This window comes from Natrinema longum, assembly GCF_017352095.1.
GTDB lineage: Archaea > Halobacteriota > Halobacteria > Halobacteriales > Natrialbaceae > Natrinema > Natrinema longum.
This window is the reverse complement of the sequence record NZ_CP071463.1, coordinates 2025101-2047431: the sequence shown is the minus strand read 5'-3', so window position 1 is coordinate 2047431 and position 22331 is coordinate 2025101. Positions and strand designations below refer to the sequence as shown.

Sequence of the window (22331 nt, the reverse complement as noted above, 5' to 3'; positions counted from 1 at the left end):
CGTTTCGATACGCTTTTGCAACGGCCCGGACGAACGACCAGTATGACCGAGATCGACGCCCTGTACGCCGTCTCGCCGCTGGACGGTCGGTACGGCGGCCGGACAGCGCCGCTGTCGCCGTACGCGAGCGAGGCCGCGCTCATGCGCGCCCGCGTTCGCGTCGAAGTCGAATATCTGATCGCGCTGGCCGACCTCGAGGCGACGCCCCTCGAGTTCGACCTCGACGAGCGCACCCACCTGCGGGGACTCTATCAGCACTTCGCCGAGGAAGACGCCCAGTTGATCAAGAAACTCGAGACCGAGGGCCACGCCGAGTTCGAGGCGACGAACCACGACGTCAAGGCCGTCGAGTACTTCGTCCGCCACCGGCTGCCCGACGACAGCGACGCGTCGGCCTGGATCCACTTCGGGCTGACCAGCGAGGACGTGAACAACCTCGCCCATCGGCTGCTGGTCCGCGACGCCGTCGACGAGGTGTTGCTACCGGAGCTGTACGACGTCCGCGACACGCTCGCCGAGATGGCTCGGGAGTATCGGGACCTTCCGATGCTCGCCCGCACCCACGGCCAGCCCGCGACGCCGACGACCTTCGGGAAGGAGATGGCCGTCTACGCCGCGCGACTGGCCCGCGCGACGGGCCGCATTCGGCGGGCGACCGACGACCTCCGGGGAAAGCTCGGCGGCGCGTCCGGCACCTACGCGGCCCACCACGCCGCCTACCCCGACGTGGAGTGGCAGGCGTTCGCTCGAGCGTTCGTCGAGGACGGTCTCGATCTCGAGTTCGAACGCCTCACCACGCAGGTCAACCCCTGTGACGATCTCGCGGCGCTGTTCGACGCCGTCCGCGGGGCCAACACCGTCCTGCTCGACCTCGATCTGGACGTGTGGCTCTACGTCTCCGACCGCTATCTCGGCCAGGAGGCCGTCGAGGGCGAGACGGGGTCGTCGACGATGCCCCACAAGGTCAACCCGATCGACTTCGAGAACAGCGAGGGCAACCTCTCGAAGGCGAACTCGGATCTGACCTTCCTCGCCGATTACGTCACGACCTCGCGGCTCCAGCGGGACCTCTCGGATTCGACGGTCAAGCGAAATATCGGGGGGGCCTTCGCCCACTGCCTGATCGGCTACGGCAAGACGGCGTCGGGGCTCTCGAAGGTCGTTCCAAACGAACGGGTCATGCGCGAGGACCTCGAGAACACGCCGGAGATCATCGGCGAGGCCGTCCAGACCATCCTCCGACGCGAGGGACAGGCCGACGCCTACGAGCGCGTCAAGGCCGTCACCCGCGGCAAGGACGTCACGCTCGCGGACTTCCGCGAGCTGTTCGACGACCTCGAGGTCGACGAGGGCGTTCGCGAGGAACTCAACGCGCTGACGCCGGCGGGCTACACCGGCGTCGCGAGCGATCTGGTCGACGACCTCGAGTAGACGGGTTCCGGCGCGATCCGCGCCGTCCGCCGCGTCGACGAAACCGGTAGCAAAATCACGTTTCAGGGCCAATATCGGCCGCTATCGGCGGTTTCGAAGTCGAACATCGTACTCACACGCGGTCGAGATTCGATCCAGGGCCTCCCTGACGGATTCCATCGTTTCTGCGTCGGGAAACCGTAGTTCGGACGGCCGGCGACGACCGAGCAATCCTCCGAGTTGTCGGCGTATTCGCGTCGATATCGATCCGTCCGGGGTCGACCAGGTGAAGACGGCGCTCAGGTTTGTCTCGTCGAACTCGATAGCCGCGACAGCGTCGAGATCGTACGCCCGAGACCGCGTGGACCCATCGATGACGAGCTCGACGCCGGTCGTGCCTGCCCGCAACTCGTACCGTCGTTCGCCGGCGTTCCAGGAAATCATGTCCGATCGGGCGACCAGGCACGCCTCGTCGAGCGAACGAACGGCTCCTCGTAACTCGGCTTTCGTGGTGGCATCGATGCGCCGGAGGTTGACGTTTCTGACGTGCACCTCGTCCGGCGTCGAGTGATACCGCCACTCGTCGTCGTCGACGACCAAAATCTGTTTGACGTCGTAGAGACGCCACGCCGGCTCCGATTCGGGCGAAATCGAGAACGGGGCCATCGCCGCCCATCCGTCGCCCTCGAGCGATCGGTGGAACTCGGTTCCGAGGTTCGGATCCCACAGCCGACGTTCGTCTGACACCCGCCGGAAGTCGGTTCGAAGCGCCTCGAGCGCCGCTGGGGCGCGAGCGTCGAGTTCGTCTTCCCACACGAGGACGCGAAGCGCCGTTCCGTGCTCGAGGGCCCACTCGAGGACCGCGTTTTCGGCCTCGATCAGTCGAACGTTGTAGCTCCGATCGGTCGGTCCCCTCTTTCGCACGAGGAGTCTGTGTGTCCAGTTCGACGGATACGGATCGAATTCGGATGTCATTGTGTCGAGGAGAAACGGCCGTTCGTCATGTCGCCTGCTCGTCGCTGTTCGGTCGTCATGTTCCTACCGCCATACGTGTAATTCTTAAGGGGCCGAAATGCAATCTCACCACGGTTCGAGCGTGTACGTTCCTGCCGAGATCCGTCCGGGAGAACCGGTTCGGGGACCACACCGACGGCCGGCGTGGTCAGTCGGTCGTGTCGATACCTGTGGCCTCGTTGACCGGACACTTCTGGGTCGTCCCGATCACGAGAAAGACGACGCCGGTGAGGAACGCGATACCGCCGATCACGAGGCCGACGGGGTAGCCAGTCAGCGCAGCGACACCGGCGAGAACGGCCACGATACCGACGACGAGACGCCCGAGACGGTCGATTCCGCCGTCGTTCTTTTGCATCCCGTTCACCCCACGTCGAGTTGGACGGTTATTGACAAAAACAGTTCGTTCGTCGTCGTGTGATCTATCGGGATCGCAACCGTACCAGATCCACCGGAACGGAAGTCGGTCCGTCTCACTCGAGCAGGTCCGCGAGCGTCGCCTCGAGCGCTCGTGCCGCCTCACGAACCGCTTCGACCTGTACGTACTCCCGCGGTGCGTGTGCGACGGCCCCGTCCTCGTCCGCGAGGACGCCGGGACCGAAGACGACCGTCGGGGCGTCGGCCGCGAAGTAGGAGGCTTCCGTCGCCGCCGTGAACGGACGCACCTCTCCGCCGGACGCGTCCGCGAGGGCGTCGACGACCGGTGCGTCGGGATCGGTATCCCACGCCTCGAGGAACGGCGTCGGCCGGTCGGTAAACCGGAACTCGAGGGCCACGTCGTCGGGAACGGCGGCCCGCAGGTGTGCGGTCAGTGCCTCGTGGAATTCCTCGGCCGTCTCCGGCGGCACGCTCCGGCGGTCGACGGTCAGTGCGGCGTCGGCTGGCACCTGATTCGTCGCGTCACCGCCTTCGACGACGGTCGGGGTCAGCGTCGCCGCGCCGAGTTGCGGGTGGGCCGGCGGCGCGTCCGCGCGCTCGCCGAAGGTCCGGACCGCCTCGAGCACCCCTTCGAGGGCGGCGACGGCGTTCGTCCCGGTCTCGGGTTCGGCGGCGTGAGCGTTCGCTCCCGACAGGTGGATCGTTCCCTGGAATCGGCCCTTCGCAGCCGTGCAAACGTCGAGACCGGTGGGTTCGCCGACGATTATTGCGTCCGCGCCTCGAGTGGGTGGGTCGTCGCTCGAGGCCAGCGCGTAGGCACCCGTCGAGAGCACTTCCTCGTCGGGCGTGATCGCGAGCGTGACGCGGCCGTCGGTCGGCTCGACCGCGAAAAACGCCGAGAGCAGGGCCGCGAGCGGTCCCTTCGCGTCACAGGAGCCGCGACCGCGGATGACGGGCCCCCCGTCGGCTTCGGGCGCGTCTTCGTCACGCTCGGAGGGAACGTGCGGCGAGACCGTGTCGATGTGTGTATTCAAAACGACGTGCGTTTCAGCCTCGTCCGTTGGGACGCCACGGCTCGCCACCACGTTTCCGGCGTCGTCGGCCTGTGGGTCGATGCCGCGGGCCTCGAGCGTCTCACAGAGGAACTCCCGCATCGGCCCGATGTCCTCGTGGGAGGGGTACTGGACGGCGGTCTCGAGGAAGGTGATCAGGTCGAACGCGTCGGCGCTCCCGGCGTCGGTGGCGGAATCGGCGTCCGTCACGGCTCGACTGGTGATCGGACGACCACTTCGCCGTCGAACTCGTGTTCGACGGGGCCGGCGAGCGTCGGCCGCCCGCGGTCGTTGAAGCTCACCCGGAGGTCACCGCCCGGCGGGCTGACGGCGACCGGATCGGCGTCGGTGAGGCCGAGACGACGCGCCACCACGGCGATGGCGACCGCGCCGGTGCCACAGGAGTCGGTCTCGCCCTCGACGCCGCGTTCGTAGGTTCGCTGGCGGAAGCCGCCGTTTCCGTCGGGACTCGCCACGCAGACGTTCGTTCCCTTCGGGAAGGCGTCCGCGTAGCGGACCGGCGGCGCGATTTCCTCGAGGTCGACGTCGTCGACGTCGTCGACGAAACTCACCGCGTGAGGGACGCCGGTGTTGACGACCGAGACCTCGAGGCCCTCGATTTCCTCGCGGAGGACCGGCTCGTCGGCGTCGACCGGAACCGCTTCGGGATCGAACGTGAGGTCGGTCATCTCGACGACGACGTCCTCGCCGTCGTGTTCGGCGCGTAAGGTGCCCGCCTGCGTATCGATCATCACGCTGTCGGTGCCGGTTCGTTCCATCGCCCACTCGGCGGCACAGCGAGCGCCGTTACCGCACATGGGTGCCGTCGCGCCGTCGGGCTGGAACAGCGTCATCACGACGCGTGGCGGGTCGAACTGCTCCTCGAGGGCGAGAAAGAGGATCCCGTCGGCACCGACGCCGTCGTCGCGGTCGCACTCGCGTTCGGCGAGTGCCCCCCGATCGGGGACGTGTTCGTCCGCGTGGATGATTAGAAAGTCGTTGCCGGTGCCGTGGTACTTCTGGAATGGGACAGTCATCGTACTATCGTACTAGGTCGTTGTCGGAATCGCTCGCTCGGGGGTCGTCGGTCTTTCGGTCCGCAGCGGAGATCCGTCGTGCCTCGCGTTCCGGTCGCGTCACGTCCGCGACCGTTTCGCGGCGGCGAGCGAGTCGAACGTCGCCGTCCCCGCGGACGACGGACGCGGGTCGGGGTCGGGAGTTGTACTGGTTCGCCATCTCGTAGCCGTAGGCCCCCGCGTTGCCGATCGCGAGGATATCCCCACGTTCGCTTACTGGTAGTTCACGGTCAGCACAGAAAACGTCGCCGCTCTCGCAGATCGGACCGGCCACCGTCTGCGGGACGGTCTCGCGCCCGCCTTCGCCGCTCGAGGCGGCCGCATCGGCCGCCAGGTTCCGGATCGGATGGTACGCGTCGTACATCGCCGGCCGGATCAGCGTCGTCATCCCCGCGTCGACGCCGACGACGGTCGTCTCGCGGGCGTCCTTGACGGTGTTCACCTCGGTGAGGAGCACGCCCGCGTCCGCGACGACGTAGCGGCCGGGTTCGATCGTCAGTCGGGCGTCGACCGCGCCGAGAGCGTCCCGGATGGCGTCCGCGACCGACTCGAGGACCAGTGGCTCCTCGTCCTCGCGGTAGGGCACGCCGAAGCCGCCGCCGACGTCGACGAACTCGAGGTCGCCGACTGCCCCTGCGACGTCTCTTGCGAGGTCGCCCATCCGCGCGACGAACTCCCGGTGTGCGTCGAGTTGGTCGCTCGAGACGCCCGACCCGACGTGGGCGTGGATCCCGACGACATCGAAGCCGCGGTCGGCGGCGTCTTCGAGCACGTCGACCGCGCGCTCTGCCGGGACGCCGAACTTGGCGGCCGCGCCCGTCCGCACTTTCTCGTGGTGGCCGGCACCGATCCCCGGATTCACGCGGAGACAGAGTCGACCGTCGTAGCCGCGGTCGGCGAGGCGATCGATCGTGTCCGCAGAGCCCGCAGTGACCGTCAGCGCCGGGTGGTCCCCCCAGGCGTCGACGATCCAGTCGAGGTCACCCGCGGGCGGATTCACGGCGGTGTAGTGGATCTCCGAACCCGACGCGCCGGCCTCGAGCGCCCGCTTTACTTCCCCGGCGGAAGCACACTCGAGGCCGGCTCCCGCCTCGCGTAGCGTCGAGAGCACGTCGCCCAGCGCGTTCGCCTTCACGGCGTAGAGAACGTCGGCGTCCGGGAACGCGGCCACGAGTCGCCGGTAGTTCTGGCGGACGCGCTCGAGGTCGAGGACGTACAGCGGCGAGCCGTACTCCTCGGTGAGGGTCCGTAGTTCGGCCGCGTCCCACTCGGAGAGGCGGCGGATGGACGATGAATCCGCAACGTCAGTCATTATCATGTCCAACTCACCGTGAGGATTCAAGGGTTTGGGTTCGTGACCGTCCTTCCGACGACGTGTGGACTCGAGCCACTGAACCAGCCACGACAGCCGCGTTCGAGGGTGGCAGAGAAGTCTTCCGACGATGCTGGTGACACCCCACGTCCACGGTGAACCGGTCGGTCAGTGTAGTGATAATCGAACCGAGTCACACGCCGATTGCACAGCCGTTGTCCGATCGGGTGTGCAGTGACTTTCGGTGGCGATAGGTCTGTAAGTGTCCTGTCGAGAGGTCTATCACACCGCGGTGAGTCCACACGGATTCTCGCCTTCAACGCCCCTGTCCGCGATCGAGAATACGATCAGTCCGGATATGAAACGATCCGATCGGATTTGGCTTCCATGCATTATACGGGCGTCGGACTATCCCTGTGAGAACCTTAGTTAGTTCGATGACACAGGATGAGCGCGTCTCCCGACGGCGAATACTCGAGCTAACAGGTGTCGCGACATCGACAGCGTTCGTCGCCGGCTGCGGTGGCGGCGGTAATGGCGGCAACGGTGGGAACGGCGGCAACGGTGGGAACGGTGGCACTGACGGTGGCGGCGTGGAGATCGATCCCGGCACGCAGATCGAGTTCGACGGGCAGACGGCCGGCTGGCTCGGCATCGCACCCGACTCGATCGCGGACGCGGAGAACCCGACGCTCATCCTTCAAGAGGGTGAAACCTACGAGATCGGCTGGACGACCGGCGATGGTGCCCAGCACAACATCGAAATCCGCGACGAAAACGACGAGGTCATCGACGATCTTCAGACGGAGGTCGTCACCGAACCCGAAGACCAGTGGCTCGAGTTCGAGGCCAGCAGCGAGATGGTCACGTACATCTGCGAAATCCACCCGACGACGATGATCGGCGACATTCAAGTCGGAAGTGACGGCGATGCCGGCGACACCACTGGCGGGAACACGACTGGAAACGAGACCGGAAACGAGACCGGAAACGAGACCGGAAACCAAACCGGCTAACAACGGCTACATCGACAGATCGCGGCAGTTGTCGGGGTGAAGTTGTAGCAGAAGAACTCGCTTCTATGAGGGTGGCGTTCGTTACTCTTGGCGGCAGATTTGCTACCGAGGTGCTGGTAAGCGCTACGCTACTATACTCGTCACTGTCGAGAGGGCCGGGGCAGGCTGTAGTGACACGAGAGATGATGATGGCGGTTTCCCAGTGTGCCCCGGCAGAGGGCGTACGTCGTTACCAGCTATGGCTCTGGTACTTACAAGGACATGGTCGGTTCCCCAGCACCGGTTGTAATCCGGTGGCGTTCTCACATCCCGAGTAAAATCGGCATCCGGGCGTTCGATCGCTACACGCCGCTTTCGGCTGGAAACGTCTACTCGCGCAGCGCGTCCTCGCGTTCGGTCGCCTCGAGCGTCTCCGTCTCCAGATCCGTGGCGACGACGGCGGGCTTGTACGCGCCGCCCTCGAAGAGGTCGTGATCGCTGATCGAGGACTCGACGAAGCGGGTGAAGGCGCGGCGGTCGGCGGGCAGTTCCCCATAGAGGACCTCCTCTTCGACGAGGTCGTAGACCGGGATACGGGGCGTCAGGAGCGTGTTCTCGCCGACGACGCTGTTCTCGCCGACGACGAACCCGCTGGTGACGCGACAGCCCGCGCCCAGCGAGACGTCGTCCTCGACGATGACCGGCGCGTCCTCGACGGGCTCGAGCACGCCGCCGATGAGGGTGTTCGCGCCGAGTTTGACGTTGTCGCCGATCTGGGCACAGGAGCCGACCGTATCACAGGAGTCGACGAGCGTGCCGTCGCCGATGCGAGCGCCGATGTTGACGAAGGCGGGGCTCATCAGGATGCAATCGGAGCCGATGTTCGCGCCGCGGCGGACGACCGTGCCGTCGGGCGTGTTGCGGCTCCCGCGAGTGCCGTAGTCGCTCGAGTCCGCCAGCGGCAGGACGTCGTTGTACGTGACGCCGCCGTACTCGCGGGGCTCGGTCGCACGGAGGCCGAAGTTGAGCAGGATGCCCTGCTTGACCCACTCGTTTGCCTCCCACTCGCCGCCCCGTTTCTCGGCGGCGCGGACCTCGCCGGACTCGAGGGCGTCGAGGAAGGCCTCGAGGGTCGCGTACGCGTCCTCACCCGCGGTGTCGGCGCTGATCTCGTCGTTTCGCTTGCGCTCCCACAGCTCGTCGATTTCGGTTTCGAGTGCGCTCATTCGCTGATCACGTCCGCGAAGTCGTACCAGCCTGCCTTCTGTCCAGCGATCCAGACCGCCGCATCGACCGCGCCAGCGGCGAACACGCCGCGATCCTCGGCGCGGTGCGTGAGACGAACTTCCTCGTGGTTCCCCGCGAGGACGATCTCGTGTTCACCGGTAACGTCGCCCGCCCGCAGCGCGTGGACGCCGATCTCGCCCGACTCGCGGGGAGCCTCGCCCTCGCGGCCGTGCGTGCGCTCGGTGAACTCCCCGTTCGCCTCGATCTCCTCGAGTAGCCGGTTTGCGGTGCCACTCGGGGCGTCGCGTTTGGCGTTGTGGTGGGTCTCGACGAGCTCCACGTCGTAGCCCTGCAGGTTCCGGACCGCCTCGCCGACGACGTTGACCAGCGCCTGCACGCCGCGGGCGAAGTTGGGCGCGTGGAGAGCGGCGATATCCTCGCTGGCGTCCTGGAGGGCTTCGAACTCGTCGTCGTCGAAGCCGGTGGTGCCGGTGACGAACGCGACGCCGGCGTCGGCACAGGCCAGCGCGTAGTCGGCGGCCGACTCCGGCCCGGTAAAGTCGATCACGACGGTCGGCTCGCGATCGACGAGCAGCGAGTCGAACTCGGCTGCGGGCTCGATTTCGATACCTGCGACGGTCTCGCCGTCGGGCTCGCGGTTGACCGCGAAGACGACCTCGCAGTCCGCCCGCCCCGTCGCGGCGGCGATCACTTCTCGGCCCATCCGACCCGTTGCACCGGTGACGCCGATCCGCGTCGTCATCGATCACCCTCCGCATCCGCGAGTTCCGTCGCGTCGCGCTCGAGGTCGGCGAGGACTGCCTCGAGGTCCGCGCGGTACTCCTCGGCGAGTCGGGAAAGCGGCGAGCGCATCCGAGCGGGGCCGTAGCCGCGGATCTGCATGGCCTCTTTGACCGGGATCGGGTTGGTTTCGACGAAGAGTTCGCGAACCAGCGGTCCGAGTTCGTGATGGATCTCGCGGGCGCGGGCGTAGTCGCCGTCGAGTGCCGCACCGACCATCGCACAGGTTCGCTCGGGCTCGATGTTCGCGACGACGCTGATCGTGCCGGTGCCGCCGACCGAGACGGTCGGCAGCGTGAGCGGGTCGTCGCCCGAGAGGACGGCGAACTCCTCGTCGGTCGTTCGCTCGACGATCTCGCCGATCTGCCCCAGGTCACCGCTGGCGGCCTTGTAGCCCGCGATGGTCTCGTGGCTCGCGAGTTCGACGACCGTGTCGGGCTCGATGTTTCGACCCGTTCTCGAAGGCACGTTGTAGACGATCTGGGGCAGATCGACGGCGTCCGCGATCGTCCGGTAGTGGTCGATCAGTCCGCGCTGCTCGGGCTTGTTGTAGTACGGCGAGATGAGCAACAGGCCGTCCGCGCCCGCGTCGGCGGCGCGTTCGGAGAGTTCGAGCGCCTCGCGGGTGTTGTTCGAACCACTGCCGGCGATAACCGGGACGTCGTCGACGGCCTCGATGACCGCCTCGACGACCTGGACGTGTTCGTCGTGGGTCAGGGTCGCCGATTCGCCGGTCGAGCCGACGGGGACGAGCCCGTCGACGCCAGCCGCCTCGAGGCGCTGGGCGTCCGCTTGCAGTGTTTCGAAGTCGATTCGTTCGTCCTCGTCGAAGGGCGTACACATCGCCGGGAAGACGCCCGAAAGGTCGATAGCAGTCATGTGTTTGGTATGCGTTGGGTCGTGTGTTGGTCCCCAATCGGTAGGGTGTATCGGTTCCGATCGGTGGCCGATCAGTGGTCAGCCACGTGGTGAGAGTCGTGTGCGGTCGAACCGTACCCGGGACGGGGTGCCACGCCCGCCGCGAGCACACTCACACACGTTTGCGTTTGGTAAAACGAGGGCAGACGTCGCTCACGACGGAGCCGACGGACGGGTGAGCGACGTGGCGCATACCCGATACAGGGAACCGAACTGACTTATCCGTTATGTCTTCGACCGAGCCGACCGGCGTCCGTGTGAATCGACCGCACTGATTGCTACCATTCGACATACGATGTCGCGTCATTTATCCCGGCTCGTTACCTACAAGTATCTATGACAGATTTCGGACTGAAAATACGGATGGTCGTCGTCGGAACCATTCTGTTTGCCTTCTACGTCGGGGCGGCGACGGTTCTCGCCCTGATGTTCGGCGTCAGCCCGCTCCTGATTCTCCCCGCCGGCATCGTAATCCTCCCTGCGATCCAGTACAAACTCGGGAAGTGGATGGCGCTTCGCGGTGCCGAGGAGATGCCAGCGGAGGGCCAGTATCGAGACGTCCACCAGATGACCGAATCGCTCTCTCGTGACATGGGCGTCGACAAGCCGACGCTGATGGTCATGGACATGGGCGTCCCCAACGCCTTCGCCGTCGGCCGAAAGGGTGCCGGCGTCGTCTGCGTCTCGACAGAACTCATGCAGTTGCTCGAGCGCGACGAACTCGAGGGCGTCATCGCCCACGAGATCGCCCACATCAAGAACCGTGACGTGATCACGATGGTCATCGGCCAATCCATCGGGATGATGGTCGGCTACGTGGCCTACTTCGCGGTCCTGATGGGTGGCGAGCGGAACATCGGCACCTGGATCCTCGCGATGGTCGCCTCCTCGCTGGCGAACATGCTCGTGATGGTCTTCGTCCTCGCGATCTCGCGGTACCGCGAGTACGTCGCCGACGACGACGCCCGGCAGTACATCGGGAGCGGCGATCCCCTCGCCCGCGCACTCGAGAAGATCTCCAGCGGGTCCCAGGGCCGCGAGTCGACGGTCAACGACAACATGAACGCGCTGTGTATCTTCAACGCCGACAAGAGCCTCATGGCACAGCTGTTCGCGACGCATCCGCCGACCGAAAAGCGCATCGAGAAGCTCCGAAGCTAACGCCGTCTGACACGGTAAACGACGACGATCCGAACGCCGCGATTTTTTACGGTCGCCCGCGACACGCTAGTACGTGACCGAAATTCACCCGGGTCAGCGCGTCGCCGTTCTCGTCGACGCCCAGAACCTCTATCACACCGCACAGAGCATTCACAGCCGGAATATCGACTACTCCGCGTTGCTCGAGAAGGCTGTTCAGGACCGCCAGCTCACGCGCGCGATCGCCTACGTCATCCGCGCGGAGTCACCCGAAGAGGAGAGCTTCTTCGAGGCGCTGGTCGACATCGGCTTCGAGCCGAAGATCAAGGATATCAAGACGTTCGCCGACGGGACGAAGAAGGCAGACTGGGACGTCGGCATGAGCCTCGACGCGGTGACCCTCGCGAACCACGTCGATACGATCGTCCTCTGTACGGGCGATGGCGACTTCTCGCGGCTCTGCTCGCACCTGCGCCACGAGGGCGTCCGCGTGGAGGTGATGGCCTTCAAATCGTCGACGGCCGAGGAGCTCATCGCTGCCTCCGATTCGTTCTTGGACCTCGGCGACCGACACGAAACGTTCCTCCTCTAAGGTGCGAGCCGGGACTCGGTGTCGAACGGTCCGGGAAATCGCGCTGATCGATCCCGAAGTGCGTCTCGAAAACTGGACACCGCTGTTGTCCGGAAACCACGCGACCACAATTGTTGCCGTCGGACACGGTGGAATCCGGGGCACGATGCAGGACTGCTCGCGTCCCGTCTCGGACGGGGGAGATCCCGGCCCAGCCGAGACATATCAATTCGGACCGGACGCAACTTATGATCCTGCTCGAGGTACGACGGACCCATGGTCGGGCAGAGAACGCACAACGAACGGGAGACGGGAAACGGACAATAGATGTGCACGCGCTTGGTGTATCTCGGCCCCGAAGAGATCGTCCTCACGGGTCGGTCGATGGACTGGCACAGCGAGATCGGGACCAATATCTGGGTCTTCCCACGCGGACTGGAGCGAACGGGCGAAGTCGGTCCGGCCTCGATGGAGTGGACTGCCGAGTACGGCAGTGTCATCGCTTCCGCGTACGATATCGCGACGACCGACGGGATGAACGAGGCGGGGCTGGTCGCGAACGTCCTGTGGCTCACCGAATCCGACTACCCCGAGTGGGACGGCGACACACCCGGACTGTCGATCTCGCTGTGGGCACAGTACGTCCTCGACAACTTCGCGACGGTTGCGGAAGTGGTCGAGAACCACCGAAACGAGGAGTTCGTCGTCGTATCCGACGAAATTCCGGACGAAGGCCGGTTCGCGACCCTGCATCTCTCCATCTCGGACGCCACGGGTGACAGCGCCGTCCTCGAGTACGTCGACGGCGAGTTAACGATCTATCACGATCGGGAGTATCAGGTGCTGACGAACTCCCCGCCGTTCGACCAGCAACTCGCACTCGACGCGTACTGGTCGGAGATCGGTGGCACGGTCATGTTGCCGGGAACGAATCGCCCGGCCGATCGGTTCGCCCGTGCGAGTTTCTACGTGGACGCGATCCCACAGACCCAGGACCGTCGAACCGCAACGGCGAGCGTCTTCGGCGCGATCCGCAACGTCTCCGTGCCCTACGGGATCAGGACGCCGGACGAACCGCACATCTCCTCGACGCGCTGGCGCACGGTCGCCGATCATCGGGACCGACGCTACTACTTCGAGTCGGCGCTCTCGCCGAACGTCTTCTGGCTGGACCTCGACGGAATCGACTTCCATACCGATACCGGCGTTCGATCGCTGTCGCTCGGTGAGAACCAGACGAACGTCTTCGCTGGCGACGTCGCCGACGAACTCGTCGAAACCGAACCGTTCGAGTTCCTCGGCGTCCCCGCTCCCTCGAGTTGATCCTATCGGAGCTACTGCAAGTCACTGCACACCTGATCGCACGACAGCTGTCCGACCAGTGTGTGAATCGTTTCAGCGCCTCCGATAGCAGTCACGGCGGCCTCTACCGATCTTGCAGTCGGGACAGCGCTGGCGGGCCCACCGGAACTCACTCCCGTTGACTGCGCACCGTTCCGTCGCAGAGGAACGGGCCCAGAACTCCTGCCCTCGTTCGCCGAAGGACTCCCCCGACAGCACCGCGGCGGTGAACTCAGAAGTCGGCCGGCTGGCGGCGCTGCCAGAGCCCGATCACCAGCGCGTACCCCGTGACGAGCAGCGTCCCACCGGTCAGAAGATAGACGAACGGCCCCGAGACGGACATGGCCGGGCCGGCGAGGGTCAGGGCGCCGAGAGCGAGCAGGGCAACCCCGAGACCGATTTGCGTGACATCCATGCGATGTCGGTACTACCGAATCGATTCCTATAACGTTCACCATCTCCGTCCGTTCAATTGAATGAGAGGTATCCGCTTCGCCAGCGGTCCCGTGCTGACGCCTGCTCAGCCGGGACGGAACGTCCGTTCGGCTCGTCGCTCAGGCCGAAAGAGAGCGGGCGCGCCTCGAGGGTATCGATGGAACGCCCCTCGAGCGACGGCCCATCGCCGGGCGAACTACTCGATGTCGATCCGTTTCGAGTCCTCGCCGCTCGAGGCTTTCGGCAATCGCACCGTCAGGACGCCGTTCTCGAAGCCGGCGGCCACCGCCTCCTCGTCGACCGGTTCGGGCAGACGAATCCGCCGACTCGCCGACGTTTCCGTTCGTTCACGGCGGATATATCGACCCTCGGCGTACTCGGCATCCCCGGTCCGGGTGGCCTCGAGTCGTAGCGTGCCGTTCGAAAGCGTCAGGTCGATGTCGTCGGTCTCGTAGCCGGGCAGGTCGGCCATGACGACGTACTCCTCGTCCCTGTCGGCGACGTCGACCGGCACGGATCCCGGTACTTGCAGCCCGCCGGCGGTCATTCCCTCCTCGACCTGGCGACTGACGCGGTCGAGCATCTCCTCGATATTGTCGAACGGATTCCGTCGCATATCCGACTGTAGGTTCCCGAGGGGGATAAATTCTGCCCGCCGAACAACGACAGAAGCCAAGCGTCAGTCGGGAAGCGTCACGACGCCGTCCTCGAGCGCGTCGAGCAAGAGGTCGCGCGCGTGACCGTCCGGGTCGACGCCCTCGTAGACGGCCTCGACCTCGCCGTCGACGAGCAAAAAGGTCGTCCGCGCCGTCTTGCCGTCCCGCAGTTCGACGCCGAAGGCCTCGGCGATCTCCGCGGTGGGGTCTGCGAGCAGATCGAACTCGAGGCCCGCCGAGTCACAAAAGGACCGGTGGGAGTCGACGTCGTCGGTCGAGACGCCGTAGACGTCGACGCCGGCCTCTCGGTACGTCTCGTACTCGTGCTGGAACTGATTCGCTTCGATCGTACAGCCCGGAGTATCGTCTTTCGGATAGAAGTAGAGGACCGTCGGTTCCTCGAAGGCAGGCGTTACGTCCTCGCCGTCCTGATTCCGTGCAGTCACAGTCGGTGCGTCGTCGCCTGGGGCGAGTGGCATACTCGTGCTACTGGGAGCGCGGAAAAACGGTTTGTGGTCCGCTGTGGGCGGTCGCCCCCCGTCGCATCGCCTCACAGGTGGAACGGTCCGTAAGTATCCCGCCGTGAGTTACAGCGCGTGAAGAATCTCCGGACGTATTAGAGGAGGGGCGTGGTAGCCGTGCCTGCAGTGTGCTCGTGTCCGGGTTGGGGTAGTGGGTATCCTTCAGCCTGTGCAGGCTGAGACGCGTAGTTCGATTCTCGCACCCGGACTGTTCCGCCGCCGGAGTCGTCAGCCGCGGAGTTCCTCGAGTGGACAGTTACAGGGACGACGCCGTAGCAACGTTTCGATCCAGCACAGGTCACGGTCATTTCTGCCAACATCGGTCGTATTATGCCGGCGTTTGCCCATGATCGCGTATGGAAGATATCGTGCTTCACACTGGTACAGAACATCCCGACCTCCTGTGGATCCTCGTTCCGGCGTTCCTCTCGTTCGTGGCGGGGCTGGGCGTCGTCGCCTACGCCGACCGGCTCCGCGAGTGGGTCCGTCCCGAGAGCAGTCCGACGACCGAATAAGCCCGCCGGATTCACGCTCGAACGACGGTCGGACGCTACACTACCGGTTTCCGATTCGCGGCTGATCCGGTCCGAAGAACGACTCGTCTCGTTCCCTGTCGCTATTCGACGACGTGCTCGGTATCGTACGAGCCCAGCCGCCGAACCCACCCCTTCTCGGCGAGGTCTTCGAGTTCCGCGATCGCCTCGTTCGTTCGCGACTCGTAGAGCCCGGCCTCGAAGTCGATGTGGAAGACGTAATCCCCCAGTCGCTGGCCGCTCGGGCGTGACTCGACGCGGGTCAGGTTGATATCCCGATCCGCGAAGGGCTCGAGCAACTCGAGCAACAGGCCGGGGTAGTTCGCGTTCGGATAGACCACGAGCGAGGTCTTGCCGCCGCCTTTCGACCGCTCCTCGGCGGGTGCGATGGCGAAGAACCGCGTCGCGTTCGAGTCCTGATCCTGGATGTCCTCGGCCAGCACCTCGAGGTCGCCGTCCGCGTTCGCGGGGTGGCCGATCCCCGCGACGGCGGCATCGTCGCGGGCGAACTCGACGCCCTGCGCCGTGCTCGCGACGGCCTCGAGGGTCGCGTCGGGGTACTCGCGGTCGAGGTAGGACCGACACTGGGCCAGCGCCTGGGAGTGGCTGGCGATCGTCTCGAACGTCGGCCCCTGTGCCAGCAGGGCGTGTCTGATCGGGGTGACGATCTCCCGGACGACGGCGACGTCGTAGTCGGCGATCGCGTCGAGGCTCTCGGTGACGCTGCCCTCGATGCTGTTCTCGATCGGGATGACGCCACGGTCGTACTCGCCGCCGGCGACGGCGTCGACGATCGCCGTCACCGACTGCCGGAAATCGATCTCCTCGTCGTCGGCGATCGCGCCCGCCGCTCTGTGGGAGTAAGTTCCTTCGGGTCCGAGGGTAACTGCAGCCATTACCCTCCGATAGCAGGGTACGAGTCAAAAGACCGTCGGGTCTCGGACCGCTCGAGTCGATGGAGACCGATCAGTCGTCGGTCGGCGCGCCGGCCCCGCGCCCGCTCGAGACGAGGAAGCCGTCGTCGGTCGCGCGAGCGGCGACGTGGGGCTGGAACACCCACGCACACAGCACGACGATCGGGACCATCGTCGCCGCGACGGCGGAGTAGCCGGTATGGAGGGTCGGCATCACCGGGGCGGCGTAGACCAGCGGATAGACGATTCCGCCGACCGTCCCGACCCCGCCGACGACGCCGGCGACGCTTCCCGAACTGTCGGGGAACATGGCCGGCACCTGTGCGAAGATGGCTCCCTCGGCGAACGCACAACTCATCCCGACGACGAAGCCAGCCCCGACGGCCAACAGGACCTCGCCGGTCGATCCGGCCAGACTCATCCCGATCATCGCGAGCACGATGAAACACAGCGTGAGGAAGGTCCACTGTTCACGGTACTGGCCCGTAAAGACGGGCAAGACGTTCTTCTCTTTGCGGGCCAGCAGGTCACTGACGTAGCCGCCGATCGGTCGCAGGAGCCCGGCCGCGACGGAGAACGTCGCCGCGAACGTACTCGCGAGGACGAGGTTGTCGGTGTTGAACCCCTCGCGGTAGTAGGTCGCGAGCCAGCCGTTCATCGAGAGCTCGAGGCCGAAGCTCATCACGTACGCCAGTGCGAGCACGACCGTCCCGTAGCGCGTGGCAGTGTGGAGCCACTGTTTGAGCGTCGCGCTCTCGGCGGTCGCCTGTCGGCGCTCCTCGGACTTGGCGGCTTCACCGATCGTGTAGTAGACGATCGCCAGCAGGATCGAGACGATCCCGGTGTAGAAGAAGGCTGCTCGCCAACTCGTGTCGAAGATCGGGCCGCTCCAGCCCTCGGTAAACACGCGCGGGAGAACGAGCGCACCCCCGGCAGCACCGGCGTTGCCGACGCCGGCGTAGATCCCCTCGGCCGTTCCCAGTTGTTCCTCGTCGAACCACTCCGAGACGTGTTGAATACCGATGACGAAGGTGATACCCGCCGTCGCGACGATCAGTCGCGTGACGAAGAAGACGGAATACGACTGGGCGAAAGCGCTCGCGATGGAAAACACGCCCACGTAGGTCAAAACGATGGCGAACACCGTCGGCGCACCCCAGCGATCGGAGAGCCACCCGGTCAGGATCCGGCCGAACGGCGCGAGCCAGATCGCCGCACTCGCCAGGATCCCGATCTCCGCCAGCGAGAGACCGAACTCGTCGGCCATCGGCCCCGTGAAGGGTGCAAAGGAAAACCAGATCAGGAACGAGAAGTTGAACCCGATCGTCGCCAGCACCAGCGTCCGCCACTTGGTCATCTCGATCACGGCTGGTCACCACCGGTCGGCCGTAAAATAGAGAAACACGTTTCTAAACCTGTTTGCGCAAATCTCGATTCGAATGTTTTGGTACTTTGGAATATAGACTCGATTACAAACCCTAGATCGGCCTCTACTTCGACGTTCTCCCACATATTTCACTCGAGTGATCCGCCGACTACCGTATAAACCTACTTATTAACACCCTCCCAACCAGTAGGAAGGATCATCACAAATACACCCAATATTATGGCCTTTATCTTCCGTACAAATACCCCAATACCGCGTATAAAATCAAGAGATCGAATCGAATCCCAGTATATAGAAATATTCGGTCGGTTCTACCCAGCACCACCCGATCACGACACCGAGTCCGGCCACAGTGTTTCCGACCGAACGGACTCATCCGGACCGCTGTCAGTCAGCGCCGGTCACTCGGGGCAGAGGATCGCCTCACGCCTCGAGGAGGCGCACTGCCATCGCTCGCGGGTGACTGCGCGCCGGAGAAATCTACCGATCGGACGACTTACTCTTCGAGGTGTTCGATCCCTTTCTTCGAGACGTTCGCCTCCGTGATTTCGCCGGGCATCCAGTCGGGCTTGTCGTCGGGAGCCGTCTCCTCCCACGCCCAGCCGTCGTAGATGTGGACCTTGTCCGTCCCTTTCTCTCGTAACCGGAGCTCGACGCGGTCGGCATCGTCCTCGCTCGAGCCCGGCTCGAGGCGTCGGGCCGCCTTGAGCGCCGCCTGTCGGGGCGTGTTGCCCGAGAAGACGCTCGACTCGTCACCGCCCGATTCGCGCAGTGCAAAGTTTCGTTTTCCGTCTTCACGTACCATGATCGTGGCCTCCGTGTCAGACCAGCACACGATCCGACATAAAGATATCCCCGAAAACCGACCGACTGCGCCGGTATCTTTAAGTGTGGTGCGACCGGCGTTTTCTCGGAGTACGCACAGTCAGTGGTCGCCGCCCTCCCGGAATCATCGGGCGATCGGCGGCTGACGGCATGCGTTCGCTACGGCGTCGAAAACACTTAAGTATATCCTACGGCGAAGTTCGGAATAGAATCCCGCGATGGTACGGAAAAAGAAGCTGAGTCCAAGCGGTGCGAAAGACGACGACGGTAACTACCACAACGTCCACCTCAACCTCCACGAGGACGAACTCGAGGTCGCGGGCATGGATATCGGCGACGAGGTATTCGTCCGGGTCCGGGACGGCAAAATAATCATCCAGAAAGCGGACGAAGACGACGTCGAACACGAATTCTAACCACTCCCAGCACACGGTTCTGACTTCTTCTCCGTCTCGTATTGGCTGCCATCACTGCGTACCGGCACGGTCCCACAACGGGTCGTGAGTGCGCCGGACATTCCACACTACGGGATCGAGAATCAGCCCTGCGGCCGAGATCTCCACGTGGACGGGTCCTCGAGACGCGCTACTGCTCGTGGCCCCGATCCGTCGCGCTTTTGGCCCGCCGGACCCGATAGTCGATCGACGAATGGCCCGGTATCACATCGAAACGTACGGCTGTACGTCCAATCGCGGAGAGAGTCGCGAGATCGAGCGGCGACTCCGCGATGCGGGTCACCACCGGGTCGACGGCCCGGACGAAGCGGACGTCGCGATCCTCAACACCTGCACCGTTGTCGAGAAGACCGAACGCAACATGCTCCGGCGGGCCGAGGAACTGGCCGACGAGACGGCCGACCTCTTCATCACGGGCTGTATGGCCCTCGCACAGGGCGAGGAGTTCGCCCGAGCGGACGTCGACGGGCAGGTGCTCCACTGGGACGAAGTGCCCGAAGCGGTCACCAACGGCGAGTGTCCGACGACGACGCCCGACGCCGACCCCATCCTCGACGGCGTCATCGGCATCCTCCCCATCGCGCGGGGCTGTATGTCCGACTGTTCGTACTGCATCACCAAGCAGGCGACCGGCAAGATCGACTCGCCCTCCATCGAGGAAAACGTCGACAAGGCGCGCGCGCTGATCCACGCCGGCGCGAAGGAGATCCGGATCACCGGCCAGGACACCGGCGTCTACGGCTGGGACGAGGGCGAGCGCAAGCTCCATCGCCTGCTCGAGGAGATCTGTGCGATCGACGGCGAGTTCCGCGTCCGCGTCGGGATGGCCAACCCGAAGGGCGTCCACGGCATCCGCGAGGAGCTGGCCGACGTCTTCGCCGCCAACGACGAACTCTACGACTTCCTGCACGCGCCAGTCCAGTCCGGAAGCGACGACGTGCTCGGCGACATGCGCCGCCAGCACCAGGTCGAGGAGTACGTCGAAGTCGTCGAGACCTTCGACGACGCGCTCGACTACTGGACGCTCTCGACGGACTTCATCGTCGGCTTCCCCACGGAGACCGACCACGACCACGCGCAGTCGATGGCCCTGCTTCGCGAGACCCGTCCGGAGAAGATCAACGTCACTCGCTTCTCGAAGCGGCCCGGCACCGACGCCGCCGAGATGAAGGGGCTGGGTGGGACGATCAAGAAGGAACGCTCGAAGGAGATGAGCGAGGTCAAACGCGAGATCGTCGCCGACGCCTACGCGGACATGGTCGGCGAGGTCCGCGAGGACTGTCTCGTCGTCGAGGACGGCACCGCCGACTCGGTGAAGTGTCGCGACGCCGCATACCGCCAGCTCATCGTCCAGAACGCGAGCGACTACGGTCTCGAGCCCGGCGATTTCGTCGATCTCGAAGTGACTGCCCACGAGACGATGTACGCGTTCGGCGAGCCGGTGTAGGGTCGCGCCGTCGGCACTATATCGGTGGAGATCGATCCTCAGTTCCCGGGAATAGGGTGAGATAGCAAAGTAAGAGCACATCGAATCGTGACGTATGTGCGAGACAGCCGATCAACCGACCCGGTGTCCGCGGATCGAACGGGATGGAGAGATCGGGTGTAACCCCCATCGGATCATGGAGTTGCTCAACGACGACGACGCGCGAGCGGTGTATCTGTTCGTCGAGGAGCCGGCGACGGTCCGTGACATCTCCGAGGCGCTCGACATCCCGCAATCGACGACGTACAGAAAGGTCGAGAGCCTCACGGAGGCCGGCCTCATCTCACAGCTCAACGACCGCTCGCGGACCGGTACCCCTGGCCACTACGTTCAGGCTATGGATCGCGTGTCGGTGACCTACGACGACCCGCTACGCATCGAGTGTACGTGCAACGGAAACGTCCTGTACTGTGAGCCCTGACGACCGCCTCGTCGGGGTTTCGGTGGCGAGCAACTCGAGCGGACGGCACCCAAAGCGGTCGTCCCCCGGATTACAGGTCCGCGACGGCGTCTTCGATCTCCTCGCGTGGAAGCGGCGAGATCCAGTCGTCCGCGACGAAGACGTACTGTACCTCCCGGTCGGCATCGAGGACGAACGCGGACCGCCAGGGGGTCGAGACGTTCGCCATGTGTGATCGGTCGGCGAGCAGGTCGAGTGATTCGCTCACGTCGCCGTCGACGTCGGCGAAAAACCGGAAATCGGGTCGGTCCAACCAGCGAAGGAACTCGTTTTGCGCGTAGGGGCCATCGCGGCTCACGCCGAGTATCGGAACGTCCTCGAACTCGTCCCAGCCGGCCCGAACGAACTGCTTCCACCAGTTCTGTGCGATCGCGCTGAACGCGAATCCGGTACAGATGACGACGCCCCCTCGAGCGCCGAGCGCGTCGGAGAACGCCGTGGAACGAAACGTCTCGCCGTCACACAAGAGCGCCTCGAAGTCGGCAACGGTCTCACCCTCTGTCGGTGGCATACGCGAGGATGCGCCCGCGGGGACAAAAAACTCCGTTCCGCGGCCGAACCGACCGCCGAGAGAGTGCCCGCGGCGGCACATACCCTTTTGACGGCTGGGCCACTACCCATAGCCATGTTCACGCTCTACCGCCTAGAAGGCTGTCCGTACTGCGAACACGTCGTGGATCGACTCGAGGAACTCGACGTCGACTACGAGAGTGTCTGGGTCGAGGGACTCCACTCGAAACGCAACGAGGTCAAACGCGTCTCGGGCCAGCGGCAGGTGCCGGTCGTCGTCGACGAGGACAGCGGCGTGACGATGGCCGAATCCGAGCGGATCCTCGATTACCTCGAGACGACGTACGCCTGAGACGGTTTGCTGTAACGATGTCCCCGGTGACCCCACAGCCGGGTCGTGGAGCCGCCAACACTGACTGACAGCGGTCCGTCCGAGCGGCAGTTACTCGTCGCCGTCCTCGAGACTGTGCGGATCGAGTCCCGGATCCTCGACCGCGGGTGCGCCGATCGCGAGGACGACGCCCTCCTCGTCACCGACGTTTCGATGGCCGTGGCCGATCTCCGGTTTGGCGATCCAGAACGTCCCCGGTCCGGCCTCGACGTACTCTTCGTCCCCCGAGCGACCGAGCTTCAGCGAGAATTCGCCCTCGAGGACGTAGTACAGTTCCTCCTGATCGGCGTGGGCGTGATACTGGATCTCGTCGCCGGGCTCGAAGTACCAGAGTTTGAGGTTGAGCGCGTCGGTTTCGAAGAACTCGTCGAGCGCGCGGATGCGTAGATCCGGCGGAATTTCGTCGACATCGGAGAGGTCGGTCATCGGTACGTCCTCCGTCTGCACCACTTCGTACTCCATGCTATCTTACCACACGAAAACGATCACCAAAAACCTCCCGTTGCCCGCTCGACAGACCGGA

At 64.7% G+C, this 22331-nt stretch carries 26 protein-coding genes; 10 read left to right on the top strand and 16 right to left on the bottom strand.

All coding sequences use genetic code 11. From position 1 onward, the window contains the following. Positions 1 to 42 precede the first annotated feature (42 nt). The gene (purB, locus tag J0X27_RS10085; RefSeq protein WP_207269032.1) at positions 43 to 1431 is read left to right on the top strand and encodes an adenylosuccinate lyase; all 1389 of its coding nucleotides are present in this window, start codon (positions 43 to 45) and stop codon (positions 1429 to 1431) included. A gap of 81 nt (positions 1432 to 1512) precedes the next feature. Here purB and J0X27_RS10080 read toward each other — a convergent pair whose 3' ends face one another. The 5 genes from J0X27_RS10080 to lysA form a co-directional block, all read right to left on the bottom strand. Further along, positions 1513 to 2385 carry a hypothetical protein gene (locus J0X27_RS10080; protein WP_207269031.1) on the bottom strand — a complete coding sequence of 291 codons (873 nt, stop codon included), beginning with the start codon at positions 2383 to 2385 and terminating at the stop codon, positions 1513 to 1515. A 187-nt stretch (positions 2386 to 2572) separates the two neighbouring features. After that, a complete protein-coding gene (locus J0X27_RS10075; protein WP_207269030.1) occupies positions 2573 to 2782 on the bottom strand; it encodes a YgaP family membrane protein in 210 nt (69 codons plus the stop codon). 115 nt (positions 2783 to 2897) lie between these two features. Beyond that, positions 2898 to 4064 carry a M20 family metallopeptidase gene (locus tag J0X27_RS10070; protein ID WP_207269028.1) on the bottom strand — a complete coding sequence of 389 codons (1167 nt, stop codon included), beginning with the start codon at positions 4062 to 4064 and terminating at the stop codon, positions 2898 to 2900. Next, entirely contained in the window at positions 4061 to 4891 is an 831-nt protein-coding gene (dapF, locus tag J0X27_RS10065; RefSeq protein WP_207269026.1) for a diaminopimelate epimerase, read from the bottom strand. The genes J0X27_RS10070 and dapF overlap by 4 nt, the downstream gene beginning before the upstream one ends. A 4-nt stretch (positions 4892 to 4895) precedes the next feature. Then, a complete protein-coding gene (lysA, locus tag J0X27_RS10060; RefSeq protein ID WP_207269025.1) occupies positions 4896 to 6242 on the bottom strand; it encodes a diaminopimelate decarboxylase in 1347 nt (448 codons plus the stop codon). 470 nt (positions 6243 to 6712) lie between these two features. Here lysA and J0X27_RS10055 point away from each other — a divergent pair, with 470 nt between their 5' ends. Next, positions 6713 to 7258: a cupredoxin domain-containing protein gene (locus tag J0X27_RS10055; protein WP_224214709.1), complete on the top strand. Its 546-nt coding sequence runs from the start codon at positions 6713 to 6715 to the stop codon at positions 7256 to 7258. Between the two features lie 368 nt (positions 7259 to 7626). Here the strand turns inward: J0X27_RS10055 and J0X27_RS10050 are convergent, their stop codons facing one another. Genes J0X27_RS10050 through dapA form a run of 3 tightly spaced genes read right to left on the bottom strand, consistent with a single transcriptional unit; the run spans position 7627 to position 10144 of the window. Continuing rightward, the gene (locus J0X27_RS10050; RefSeq protein WP_207269022.1) at positions 7627 to 8463 is read right to left on the bottom strand and encodes a 2,3,4,5-tetrahydropyridine-2,6-dicarboxylate N-succinyltransferase; all 837 of its coding nucleotides are present in this window, start codon (positions 8461 to 8463) and stop codon (positions 7627 to 7629) included. Next, positions 8460 to 9227, bottom strand: coding sequence for a 4-hydroxy-tetrahydrodipicolinate reductase (dapB, locus tag J0X27_RS10045; RefSeq protein WP_207269020.1), 768 nt, complete (start codon positions 9225 to 9227; stop codon positions 8460 to 8462). The genes J0X27_RS10050 and dapB overlap by 4 nt, the downstream gene beginning before the upstream one ends. Continuing rightward, positions 9224 to 10144 carry a 4-hydroxy-tetrahydrodipicolinate synthase gene (gene dapA / locus J0X27_RS10040; RefSeq protein WP_207269019.1) on the bottom strand — a complete coding sequence of 307 codons (921 nt, stop codon included), beginning with the start codon at positions 10142 to 10144 and terminating at the stop codon, positions 9224 to 9226. Before dapA ends, dapB begins: the two co-directional genes overlap by 4 nt. A gap of 375 nt (positions 10145 to 10519) precedes the next feature. Here dapA and J0X27_RS10035 point away from each other — a divergent pair, with 375 nt between their 5' ends. From J0X27_RS10035 to J0X27_RS10025, 3 genes are all read left to right on the top strand, one after another. After that, on the top strand, positions 10520 to 11344 hold the full coding sequence (locus tag J0X27_RS10035; RefSeq protein ID WP_207269018.1) for a M48 family metallopeptidase: 825 nt from the start codon (positions 10520 to 10522) through the stop codon (positions 11342 to 11344). Between the two features lie 73 nt (positions 11345 to 11417). Then, the gene (locus tag J0X27_RS10030; RefSeq protein WP_207269016.1) at positions 11418 to 11915 is read left to right on the top strand and encodes a LabA-like NYN domain-containing protein; all 498 of its coding nucleotides are present in this window, start codon (positions 11418 to 11420) and stop codon (positions 11913 to 11915) included. Positions 11916 to 12221: 306 nt separating this feature from the next. After that, positions 12222 to 13217, top strand: coding sequence for a linear amide C-N hydrolase (locus J0X27_RS10025; RefSeq protein WP_207269014.1), 996 nt, complete (start codon positions 12222 to 12224; stop codon positions 13215 to 13217). Between the two features lie 250 nt (positions 13218 to 13467). Here J0X27_RS10025 and J0X27_RS10020 read toward each other — a convergent pair whose 3' ends face one another. From J0X27_RS10020 to J0X27_RS10010, 3 genes are all read right to left on the bottom strand, one after another. Further along, positions 13468 to 13650 (bottom strand): hypothetical protein, encoded by a 183-nt coding sequence (locus J0X27_RS10020; protein WP_207269013.1) that lies wholly within the window; start codon positions 13648 to 13650, stop codon positions 13468 to 13470. 216 nt (positions 13651 to 13866) lie between these two features. Further along, positions 13867 to 14286 carry an Hsp20/alpha crystallin family protein gene (locus tag J0X27_RS10015; protein WP_207269012.1) on the bottom strand — a complete coding sequence of 140 codons (420 nt, stop codon included), beginning with the start codon at positions 14284 to 14286 and terminating at the stop codon, positions 13867 to 13869. Positions 14287 to 14349: 63 nt separating this feature from the next. After that, entirely contained in the window at positions 14350 to 14805 is a 456-nt protein-coding gene (locus J0X27_RS10010; protein WP_207269011.1) for a peroxiredoxin, read from the bottom strand. Between the two features lie 398 nt (positions 14806 to 15203). Here J0X27_RS10010 and J0X27_RS10005 point away from each other — a divergent pair, with 398 nt between their 5' ends. After that, complete coding sequence (locus J0X27_RS10005) at positions 15204 to 15362, top strand: hypothetical protein (protein WP_207269010.1); 159 nt, start codon at positions 15204 to 15206, stop codon at positions 15360 to 15362. Between the two features lie 101 nt (positions 15363 to 15463). On the opposite strand, the gene pheA is transcribed toward J0X27_RS10005, so the two are convergent. The 3 genes from pheA to J0X27_RS09990 form a co-directional block, all read right to left on the bottom strand. Continuing rightward, complete coding sequence (pheA, locus tag J0X27_RS10000) at positions 15464 to 16276, bottom strand: prephenate dehydratase (protein ID WP_207269008.1); 813 nt, start codon at positions 16274 to 16276, stop codon at positions 15464 to 15466. 70 nt (positions 16277 to 16346) lie between these two features. Further along, positions 16347 to 17651 carry an MFS transporter gene (locus tag J0X27_RS09995; RefSeq protein WP_277410139.1) on the bottom strand — a complete coding sequence of 435 codons (1305 nt, stop codon included), beginning with the start codon at positions 17649 to 17651 and terminating at the stop codon, positions 16347 to 16349. A gap of 526 nt (positions 17652 to 18177) precedes the next feature. Next, positions 18178 to 18486, bottom strand: a complete 309-nt coding sequence (locus J0X27_RS09990; protein ID WP_097380746.1) for a non-histone chromosomal MC1 family protein — start codon at positions 18484 to 18486, stop codon at positions 18178 to 18180. A gap of 238 nt (positions 18487 to 18724) precedes the next feature. Between J0X27_RS09990 and J0X27_RS09985 the strand changes: the two genes are divergently transcribed. From J0X27_RS09985 to J0X27_RS09975, 3 genes are all read left to right on the top strand, one after another. After that, a complete protein-coding gene (locus tag J0X27_RS09985; RefSeq protein WP_006185211.1) occupies positions 18725 to 18922 on the top strand; it encodes a SymE family type I addiction module toxin in 198 nt (65 codons plus the stop codon). 232 nt (positions 18923 to 19154) lie between these two features. Continuing rightward, positions 19155 to 20408: a tRNA (N(6)-L-threonylcarbamoyladenosine(37)-C(2))-methylthiotransferase gene (locus tag J0X27_RS09980; protein WP_207269006.1), complete on the top strand. Its 1254-nt coding sequence runs from the start codon at positions 19155 to 19157 to the stop codon at positions 20406 to 20408. 94 nt (positions 20409 to 20502) lie between these two features. Next, entirely contained in the window at positions 20503 to 20868 is a 366-nt protein-coding gene (locus tag J0X27_RS09975) for a helix-turn-helix domain-containing protein (RefSeq protein ID WP_207269004.1), read from the top strand. Between the two features lie 70 nt (positions 20869 to 20938). Here J0X27_RS09975 and J0X27_RS09970 read toward each other — a convergent pair whose 3' ends face one another. Further along, positions 20939 to 21418: a redoxin domain-containing protein gene (locus J0X27_RS09970; protein WP_207269002.1), complete on the bottom strand. Its 480-nt coding sequence runs from the start codon at positions 21416 to 21418 to the stop codon at positions 20939 to 20941. 114 nt (positions 21419 to 21532) lie between these two features. Between J0X27_RS09970 and J0X27_RS09965 the strand changes: the two genes are divergently transcribed. Further along, the gene (locus tag J0X27_RS09965; protein WP_207269001.1) at positions 21533 to 21769 is read left to right on the top strand and encodes a glutathione S-transferase N-terminal domain-containing protein; all 237 of its coding nucleotides are present in this window, start codon (positions 21533 to 21535) and stop codon (positions 21767 to 21769) included. 90 nt (positions 21770 to 21859) lie between these two features. On the opposite strand, the gene J0X27_RS09960 is transcribed toward J0X27_RS09965, so the two are convergent. Further along, positions 21860 to 22270, bottom strand: a complete 411-nt coding sequence (locus J0X27_RS09960; RefSeq protein ID WP_207269000.1) for a cupin domain-containing protein — start codon at positions 22268 to 22270, stop codon at positions 21860 to 21862. Positions 22271 to 22331: the final 61 nt, after the last annotated feature.

What these genes read in the sequence shown, in the direction of transcription:
- purB (WP_207269032.1), top strand. Translation starts at nt 43, where the DNA reads ATGACCGAGATCGACGCCCTGTACGCCGTCTCGCCGCTGGACGGTCGG.
- J0X27_RS10080 (WP_207269031.1), bottom strand. Translation starts at nt 2,385, where the DNA reads ATGACATCCGAATTCGATCCGTATCCGTCGAACTGGACACACAGACTC.
- J0X27_RS10075 (WP_207269030.1), bottom strand. Translation starts at nt 2,782, where the DNA reads ATGCAAAAGAACGACGGCGGAATCGACCGTCTCGGGCGTCTCGTCGTC.
- dapF (WP_207269026.1), bottom strand. Translation starts at nt 4,891, where the DNA reads ATGACTGTCCCATTCCAGAAGTACCACGGCACCGGCAACGACTTTCTA.
- lysA (WP_207269025.1), bottom strand. Translation starts at nt 6,242, where the DNA reads ATGACTGACGTTGCGGATTCATCGTCCATCCGCCGCCTCTCCGAGTGG.
- J0X27_RS10050 (WP_207269022.1), bottom strand. Translation starts at nt 8,463, where the DNA reads ATGAGCGCACTCGAAACCGAAATCGACGAGCTGTGGGAGCGCAAGCGA.
- dapB (WP_207269020.1), bottom strand. Translation starts at nt 9,227, where the DNA reads ATGACGACGCGGATCGGCGTCACCGGTGCAACGGGTCGGATGGGCCGA.
- dapA (WP_207269019.1), bottom strand. Translation starts at nt 10,144, where the DNA reads ATGACTGCTATCGACCTTTCGGGCGTCTTCCCGGCGATGTGTACGCCC.
- J0X27_RS10035 (WP_207269018.1), top strand. Translation starts at nt 10,520, where the DNA reads ATGACAGATTTCGGACTGAAAATACGGATGGTCGTCGTCGGAACCATT.
- J0X27_RS10025 (WP_207269014.1), top strand. Translation starts at nt 12,222, where the DNA reads ATGTGCACGCGCTTGGTGTATCTCGGCCCCGAAGAGATCGTCCTCACG.
- J0X27_RS10020 (WP_207269013.1), bottom strand. Translation starts at nt 13,650, where the DNA reads ATGGATGTCACGCAAATCGGTCTCGGGGTTGCCCTGCTCGCTCTCGGC.
- J0X27_RS10015 (WP_207269012.1), bottom strand. Translation starts at nt 14,286, where the DNA reads ATGCGACGGAATCCGTTCGACAATATCGAGGAGATGCTCGACCGCGTC.
- J0X27_RS10010 (WP_207269011.1), bottom strand. Translation starts at nt 14,805, where the DNA reads ATGCCACTCGCCCCAGGCGACGACGCACCGACTGTGACTGCACGGAAT.
- J0X27_RS10005 (WP_207269010.1), top strand. Translation starts at nt 15,204, where the DNA reads ATGGAAGATATCGTGCTTCACACTGGTACAGAACATCCCGACCTCCTG.
- pheA (WP_207269008.1), bottom strand. Translation starts at nt 16,276, where the DNA reads ATGGCTGCAGTTACCCTCGGACCCGAAGGAACTTACTCCCACAGAGCG.
- J0X27_RS09995 (WP_277410139.1), bottom strand. Translation starts at nt 17,651, where the DNA reads ATGACCAAGTGGCGGACGCTGGTGCTGGCGACGATCGGGTTCAACTTC.
- J0X27_RS09990 (WP_097380746.1), bottom strand. Translation starts at nt 18,486, where the DNA reads ATGGTACGTGAAGACGGAAAACGAAACTTTGCACTGCGCGAATCGGGC.
- J0X27_RS09985 (WP_006185211.1), top strand. Translation starts at nt 18,725, where the DNA reads ATGGTACGGAAAAAGAAGCTGAGTCCAAGCGGTGCGAAAGACGACGAC.
- J0X27_RS09980 (WP_207269006.1), top strand. Translation starts at nt 19,155, where the DNA reads ATGGCCCGGTATCACATCGAAACGTACGGCTGTACGTCCAATCGCGGA.
- J0X27_RS09975 (WP_207269004.1), top strand. Translation starts at nt 20,503, where the DNA reads ATGTGCGAGACAGCCGATCAACCGACCCGGTGTCCGCGGATCGAACGG.
- J0X27_RS09970 (WP_207269002.1), bottom strand. Translation starts at nt 21,418, where the DNA reads ATGCCACCGACAGAGGGTGAGACCGTTGCCGACTTCGAGGCGCTCTTG.
- J0X27_RS09965 (WP_207269001.1), top strand. Translation starts at nt 21,533, where the DNA reads ATGTTCACGCTCTACCGCCTAGAAGGCTGTCCGTACTGCGAACACGTC.
- J0X27_RS09960 (WP_207269000.1), bottom strand. Translation starts at nt 22,270, where the DNA reads ATGGAGTACGAAGTGGTGCAGACGGAGGACGTACCGATGACCGACCTC.